This window comes from Pseudomonas sp. GW822-FHT04H02 (assembly GCF_058800645.1).
This window is the reverse complement of the sequence record NZ_JBXAMM010000002.1, coordinates 641,289-648,418: the sequence shown is the minus strand read 5'-3', so window position 1 is coordinate 648,418 and position 7,130 is coordinate 641,289. Positions and strand designations below refer to the sequence as shown.

General features: G+C 63.7%; 3 protein-coding genes, 2 tRNA genes and 1 pseudogene (1 of these 6 only partly in view). 5 read left to right on the top strand and 1 reads right to left on the bottom strand.

Going from position 1 to position 7,130, the window contains the following annotated elements; all coding sequences use genetic code 11:
• The 5 genes and pseudogenes from AC1RMG_RS09750 to AC1RMG_RS09730 all read left to right on the top strand — a co-directional run.
• Positions 1-63: transfer RNA gene (locus AC1RMG_RS09750), tRNA-Met, on the top strand (it extends 114 nt beyond the left edge of the window).
• A 192-nt stretch (positions 64-255) separates the two neighbouring features.
• Positions 256-332: transfer RNA gene (locus tag AC1RMG_RS09745), tRNA-Met, on the top strand.
• A 278-nt stretch (positions 333-610) separates the two neighbouring features.
• Positions 611-3,259: a bifunctional lysylphosphatidylglycerol flippase/synthetase MprF gene (gene mprF, locus AC1RMG_RS09740; protein WP_125062672.1), complete on the top strand. Its 2,649-nt coding sequence runs from the start codon at positions 611-613 to the stop codon at positions 3,257-3,259.
• Positions 3,259-4,557 (top strand): virulence factor family protein, encoded by a 1,299-nt coding sequence (locus AC1RMG_RS09735; RefSeq protein ID WP_065364472.1) that lies wholly within the window; start codon positions 3,259-3,261, stop codon positions 4,555-4,557. Before mprF ends, AC1RMG_RS09735 begins: the two co-directional genes overlap by 1 nt.
• 104 nt (positions 4,558-4,661) lie before the next feature.
• A pseudogene (locus tag AC1RMG_RS09730) lies at positions 4,662-4,811 on the top strand (DUF3077 domain-containing protein); the annotation flags it as partial.
• Between the two features lie 167 nt (positions 4,812-4,978).
• Here the strand turns inward: AC1RMG_RS09730 and AC1RMG_RS09725 are convergent.
• Positions 4,979-6,820 carry a potassium transporter Kup gene (locus tag AC1RMG_RS09725; protein WP_370059471.1) on the bottom strand — a complete coding sequence of 614 codons (1,842 nt, stop codon included), beginning with the start codon at positions 6,818-6,820 and terminating at the stop codon, positions 4,979-4,981.
• Positions 6,821-7,130: the final 310 nt, after the last annotated feature.

The following is a 7,130-nucleotide window of genomic DNA, read 5'->3' as shown; positions in this document are numbered from 1 at the left end:
GTCTGGTAGCTCGTCGGGCTCATAACCCGAAGGTCGTCGGTTCAAATCCGGCTCCCGCAACCAAACATCAAAAAAGGCTACTCGAAAGAGTGGCCTTTTTTGTGCGCGTGCGTTTTTCCCTACCCTCACGCCCTGTAAAACTCCTTGCAGGTCCATGACTTAAGTCGGCCAGCCAGGTTTTCGACGTTAATTTGACCTCTGGGGCCATTAACGGTTGACACTCGGTCGTTCGCCTGTAGAATGCCGCCACACAGACGCGGGATGGAGCAGTCTGGTAGCTCGTCGGGCTCATAACCCGAAGGTCGTCGGTTCAAATCCGGCTCCCGCAACCAAACATCAAAAAAGGCTGCTCGAAAGAGTGGCCTTTTTTGTATCTGTCGAAAAAGTCCTTTGGCAACAATGATCTGGCAATGTGTTGCGAACCTTTAGCAGCGCGTCGACTCTTCACCATGCAAGCTATGCTCTGTCTCGGGGCAACCACCTTGCGTTGATCGCGCAGGCTCGCCGGGCCACGGTGAGACGCGTTAATATTTGAAATTATTTTTTCTACAGGGATTGGTAACTTGGCTGGATACCCCCATCCTGTCGCGCACAATCCACGAGGTGATTGATGCGCGCCAACATGTCTGATTCACAAGACGCCGATACCGCTACCGCCACTCAACCCATTACAGTCACTCGCTTGCGCTGGCTGGACCTGTTGAGCAAATACCGCCAGCCGCTGGGCCTGGCCGTGACCCTGCTACTGTTCGCCATTGCCCTGATCGCCTGTCGCCACCTGCTCAGCGAGCTGGACTTCTACGCACTGCACGACTCGATCCTCGACGTGCCCAAGCCGGCCCTGCTCGGCGCCCTGGGCGCGACCGTCGTCGGCTTCATCATCCTGCTGGGCTACGAGTGGTCCGCCAGCCGCTATGCCGGGGTCAACCTGCCCGGCCGCACCCTGGCCCTGGGCGGCTTCACGGCCTTCGCCATCGGCAACGCCATAGGCCTGTCGCTGCTCTCCGGCGGTTCAGTGCGCTACCGGCTGTACGCCCGCCATGGGCTGGGGGCCGCCGATGTGGCCCACATGACCCTGTTCGCCAGCCTGTCCCTGGGCTGTGCCCTGCCTCCGCTGGCAGCCCTGGCCACACTGAGCAACCTGCCGGCAGCCTCCGCGGCCCTGCGCCTGCCGGAAAGCCTGCTGGCGGGCATCGCCCTGGCCATCCTGCTGCTGGGAGCGGTGCTGGCCATCGGCATCTATCGCCGGCGCCTGCCGGAACAGCCCCTGCGCGACAACCTGCTGGTGCGCGTCGGCCGCCGCACCCTGCGCCTGCCCGGACGCCGCCTGACCTTCCTGCAACTGATCATCACCGCCCTGGACGTCGCTGCGGCCGCCACAGTGCTTTATCTGCTGCTGCCCGAAGCACCGCCGTTCGGCGCCTTCCTGCTGGTGTACCTGCTGGCCCTGGCCGCAGGTGTGCTCAGCCACGTGCCCGGCGGCGTCGGGGTGTTCGAAGCCATCCTGCTGGCGGCCTTCGCCGACAAGCTCGGTGCCGCGCCCCTGGCTGCGGCACTGCTGTTGTACCGATTGATCTACGTGGTGCTGCCGATGCTGGTGGCCTGCGTCCTGCTGCTGATCAACGAAGCCCAGCGCCTGTTCCAGACCCGCCAATCGCTGCGGGTAGCGTCCGGCCTGGCCGCTCCGATCCTCGCGGTGCTGGTGTTCCTCTCCGGTGTGGTGCTGCTGTTTTCCGGCGCCACCCCGGAAATCGATACCCGTCTGCAACACATCGGTTTCCTGATTCCCCATCGCCTAGTGGATGCCTCGCACTTCGGCGCCAGCCTGATCGGCGTGCTCTGCCTGCTGCTGGCCCAGGGCCTGCGCCGGCGCCTGTCGGCGGCCTGGATGCTGACCACCATTCTCTTGCTGGTGGGTGCCCTGCTCTCCCTGCTCAAGGGTTTTGACTGGGAAGAAGCCTGCCTGATGACCCTCACCGCCAGCCTGCTGGCCGTGTTCCGCCGCTCGTTCTATCGCCCCAGCCGCCTCACCGAACTGCCGTTCTCGCCGCTGTACCTGGTGGCCAGCGTCTGCGTGCTGGGGGCTTCCATCTGGCTGCTGCTGTTCGCCTATCAGGACGTGCCCTACAGCCATCAACTGTGGTGGCAGTTCACCCTCGACGCAGATGCGCCCCGCGGTCTGCGCTCGCTGCTGGGCGCCGCGGTGCTGCTGCTGGTGGTGTCCCTGACCTGGCTGCTGCGCACCGCGCGCCCGGTGATCCACCTGCCCACCAGCGAGGAGCTGGACAAAGCTGCGAAGATCCTCATGGCCTCGTCCCAACCCGATGGCGGCCTGGCCCTGACCGGCGACAAGGCGCTGCTGTTCCACCCCAACGACGACGCCTTCCTCATGTACGCCCGCCGCGGCCGCAGCCTGGTGGCGCTGTACGACCCCATCGGCCCGACCCAGCAACGCGCGGAAATGATCTGGCAGTTCCGCGACCTGTGCGACGTGCACCACGCGCGCCCGGTGTTCTACCAGGTACGGGCGGAGAACCTGCCCTACTACATGGACATCGGCCTGACCGCGATCAAGCTCGGCGAAGAAGCCCGGGTCGACTTGCAGCGCTTTGATCTCGAAGCCAAGGGCAAGGAGATGAAGGACCTGCGCTACACCTGGAACCGTGGCACCCGCGACGGCCTGTCGCTGGAGATCCACGAGCCGGGCCAAGCACCGATGGACGAGCTGAAAGTGATCTCCGACGCCTGGCTGACCGGCAAGAATGTCCGCGAGAAAGGCTTCTCCCTGGGCCGCTTCAGCGACGACTACCTCAAGCACTTCCGCATCGCCATCATTCGTTTTGAAGGGCGCCCGGTGGCCTTCGCCAACCTGCTCGAGACCTACAGCCACGACCTGGCCAGCCTCGACCTGATGCGCGCGCACCCGGACGCGCCGAAGCTGACCATGGAGTTCATGATGGTCGGCCTGATCCAGCATTATAAAAATCATGGATATGCCCGCTTCAGCCTGGGGATGGTGCCGTTGTCCGGCCTGCAACCACGGCGTGGCGCACCGCTGACCCAGCGCCTGGGCTCGATGGTGTTCCGCCGTGGCGAACAGCTGTACAACTTCCAGGGCCTGCGCCGTTTCAAAGACAAGTTCCAGCCTGACTGGGAACCCCGTTACATGGCCGTGCCGGCAGGGCTGGACCCGCTGGTTGCACTGGCCGACACTGCCGCCCTGATCGCAGGCGGCTTGACTGGATTGGTGAAACGCTAATGATTCAACGCTCTTGGCGGTACCTGCTGGCGACCCTGGTGGTGCTGGCTCTGATTGCAGGTGGCGGCTACTGGTGGTGGAACCGCCCCGCTCCCGAACCGACCCTGGAACAACTGACTCAGGCCGACGGCTCGACCCTGACCCGCGTGACCCCAGGTACCCAGGCCAAGGCCCGGGTAGTGGTGGCAGTGCTGCCTGACGCGACCCTGACCGACAAGCAACTGCTGGCCCTGAGCCGCAGCGGCGCGGCGCAGATCGTCCAGGTGGTCCTGCCCAAGGACGACTGCAAGCTGCAGGAACAAGCCCTGCAAAGCGCCCTGCCGCAACTCGCCGGCCCGGCCACCCTGGTCAGCGGCATCGGCCCGGGCGCAGCCCTGGCCTGGCGCTGGATCGCCAGCCAGAACGACGACAAGGCCCAGGCCGTGTCGGTAGGCTTTACCATCGACCCGGCGCCCGGCTGCACCGATCCCTTGCCCAAGACCCTGGCCCACGGCCATTGGCTGGTGGCCTGGAACGACAACCCGGATGACGAAAGCGCCGGCTTCGTGCGTGACACCCCCAATGCCACCACCAGCATCAGCGACTACGACATCCACCTGCCCCAGGTGCTGAACAACGAGCTGCGCAAGCTGCTGGTGGGTTCGGAAAACGGCGGCCTGAGCATCCCCGTGGTGGAAGTTCCGGCCGGCCAGGCCAAGGACACCGTGACCCTGTTCCTCTCCGGCGACGGCGGCTGGCGCGACCTGGACCGCGACGTAGCGGGCGAGATGGCCAAGATCGGCTACCCGGTGGTGGGCATCGACACCCTGCGCTACTACTGGCAGCACAAGACCCCGGAACAGAGCGCCATCGACCTCACCGAGCTGATGCAGCACTACCGGCAGAAATGGGGCACCAAGCGCTTCGTGCTGACCGGCTACTCCTTCGGCGCCGACGTGCTGCCTGCCATCTACAACCGCCTGCCGGAAGCCGAGCAGCAGCGTGTCGACGCCATTATCCTGCTGGCCTTCGCCCGCACCGGCAGCTTCGAGATTGAAGTCGAAGGCTGGCTGGGCAACGCCGGCAAGGAAGCCGCTACCGGCCCGGAAATGGCCAAGCTGCCGGCCGCCAAGGTGGTGTGCATCTACGGCGTGGAAGAGGTCGATGAAAGCGGTTGCACCGACAAGACCGCCGTTGGTGAAGCCATGAAGCTGCCAGGGGGCCATCACTTCGATGAGAACTACCCGGCACTGGCCAAGCGCCTGGTGGATGCCATCGAGAAGCGCCAGGCCAAGGATCAGGCCACCGCTCAAGAGTGAGCCGAGCCTCGCCCGACAAAGCCCCCGCAGCCTCAGGTTGCGGGGGCTTTTTTACATCGACGGTATAAATGCCCTCACTGATTGGGGACGGATTAGGTTGGTGGGAAGCCTCCGACCTGCCGCCCCTGGCCAAGGCCTTTGCCAAGGACGCCGCCTACAGCAAGGACAGCGATCGTCACGCCTGGGCAGCGTACTACCTGAGCGCCATGGGCAAGGCGGTAGTGGACGATGTGGTGCAGGCGCTAGCCGCGTAACGACCAAGGGCGATCTCGGGGCCGGTGGGCTCCGGGAGAAACCGTCCTGTCATTAGCATCGATGTCGATGGCCGGTCCGTTATCGCGAGCAAGCTCGCTCCTACAGGGCCGTGAAACGAAAAAGCCCCCGTTGCCTTTCGGCAGCGGGGGCTTTTGTTGGCTCGGGGTTACATCTCGACCTGGGTGCCCAGCTCGATCACCCGGTTCACCGGCAGCTTGAAGAAGCGCAGGTTGCCGTTGGCGTTCTTCAACATGAAGGCGAACAGCGCTTCGCGCCAGCGGGCCATGCCCACCAGCTTGGAGGCGATCACCGTCTCGCGGCTGAGGAAGTAGGTGGTGCGCATCGGGCTGAAGTCCAGTTCATCCAGGTGGCACAGTTTCAGGGCTTCCGGTACATCCGGCTCGTCAGTGAAGCCGAAGTGCAGGATCACCCGGAAGAAACCTTCACCATAGGAGTCCACCTCGAAGCGCCGATTTGCAGGCACTCGCGGAATGTCCTCGTAGACCACCGTCAACAGCACCACTTGTTCGTGCAGCACCTGGTTATGCAACAGGTTGTGCAGCAAGGCGTGGGGCACGGCGTCTGGACGGGCGGTGAGGAACACGGCAGTGCCCTGCACCCGATGCGGCGGCTGTACGCGGATGCTGCCGATAAAGATTGGCAGCGGCAGCCCACCTTCGTCCAGGCGGTCCACCAGCAATTCCTTGCCGCGCTTCCAGGTGGTCATGAGGATGAACAGCACGATCCCCGCCAGCACCGGGAAGGCACCGCCCTGGACGATCTTCGGCACGTTGGCGGCGAAGAACAGCCCGTCCACCAGGAGGAAACCCACCAGGAGCGGCACCACCAGCATCGGCGGCCACTTCCACAGCAGCAGGATCACCGCCGACACCAGGATGCTGGTGATCAGCATGGTCCCGGTCACTGCCACGCCGTAGGCCGAAGCCAGGGCACCGGAGGACTCGAAACCGAGCACCAGCAGGATCACACCCACCATCAGCGCCCAGTTCACCGCGCCGATGTAGATCTGCCCCTGCTCGGCGCTGGAGGTGTGCTGAATGTGCATCCGCGGGATGTAACCCAACTGGATCGCTTGGCGAGTCAGGGAGAAAGCCCCGGAAATCACCGCCTGGGACGCGATCACTGTGGCCAGGGTGGCCAGCACCACCAGCGGAATCAGGGCCCAGCTCGGCGCCAGCAGGTAGAAGGGGTTGCGGGCGGCTTCAGGGTTTTCCAGCAGCAGCGCGCCCTGGCCGAAGTAGTTCAGCACCAGCGCCGGCAACACCAGGGCAAACCAGGCCCGGGCAATGGGCTTGCGCCCAAAGTGCCCCATGTCGGCGTACAAGGCTTCGGCACCGGTCAATGCCAGAACCACCGCCCCGAGGATGGCGACCCCCATGCCCGGATGGACAATGAAGAAGCGCACGCCCCACATCGGGTTCAACGCCTGCAACACCTCGGGGTGCTGGAGAATGCCATTGACCCCCAGCCCGCCCAGAACCACGAACCAGGCCACCATCACCGGGCCAAACAGCTTGCCGATGCGATCAGTGCCGTGTTTCTGGATCAGGAACAAAGCCACCAGTACCACCAGCGCCATCGGCACTACCCAGTGTTCCAGGCCGCTGAATGCCAGCTCCAGGCCCTCTACCGCCGACAGCACGGAAATCGCCGGGGTGATCATGCTGTCGCCATAGAACAGCGCCGCCCCGATCAGGCCCAGAATCACCAGCATCGAACGCAAGCGCGGATAGGAACCGGAAGCCCGCCTGGCCAGCGCGGTCAGGGCCATGATGCCGCCCTCGCCCTGGTTGTCGGCCCGCAGGACGAACAGCACGTACTTGATCGAGACGACCCAGACCAACGACCAGAAAATCAGGGCCAGGATGCCAAACACCCCGTCGTGATTGACCTGAACCCCATAATGGCCGGCAAACACCTCCTTGAGGGTGTAGAGCGGACTGGTGCCGATATCGCCATACACCACCCCGACCGCCGCCACCAGCATCCCCAGAGGCTTGCCCCCGGAGTGCTCGCCACTCGCCGCCTGACTACTTGCCTGACCCATCAATGACTCCTACTACTCAAGACCGGGGCTTCTTATATAGAAAGCGCAAGGTTATACAAGCGCTATTCTCTTAAGTTGCGCAGTTTGCCATGTAATTTGCAGATTCTTATTACCACTAAGGCACCAACTAACACCGTATGAAAGCAACCGGGCATAACGGGACGAAGCATAGTCCAGCGCTCGTCGTATTTCCCCCGCATAAAGCTGGTCAAGCGCTTCGACCATCGCTAGAATTGCGCACTTTTTGATC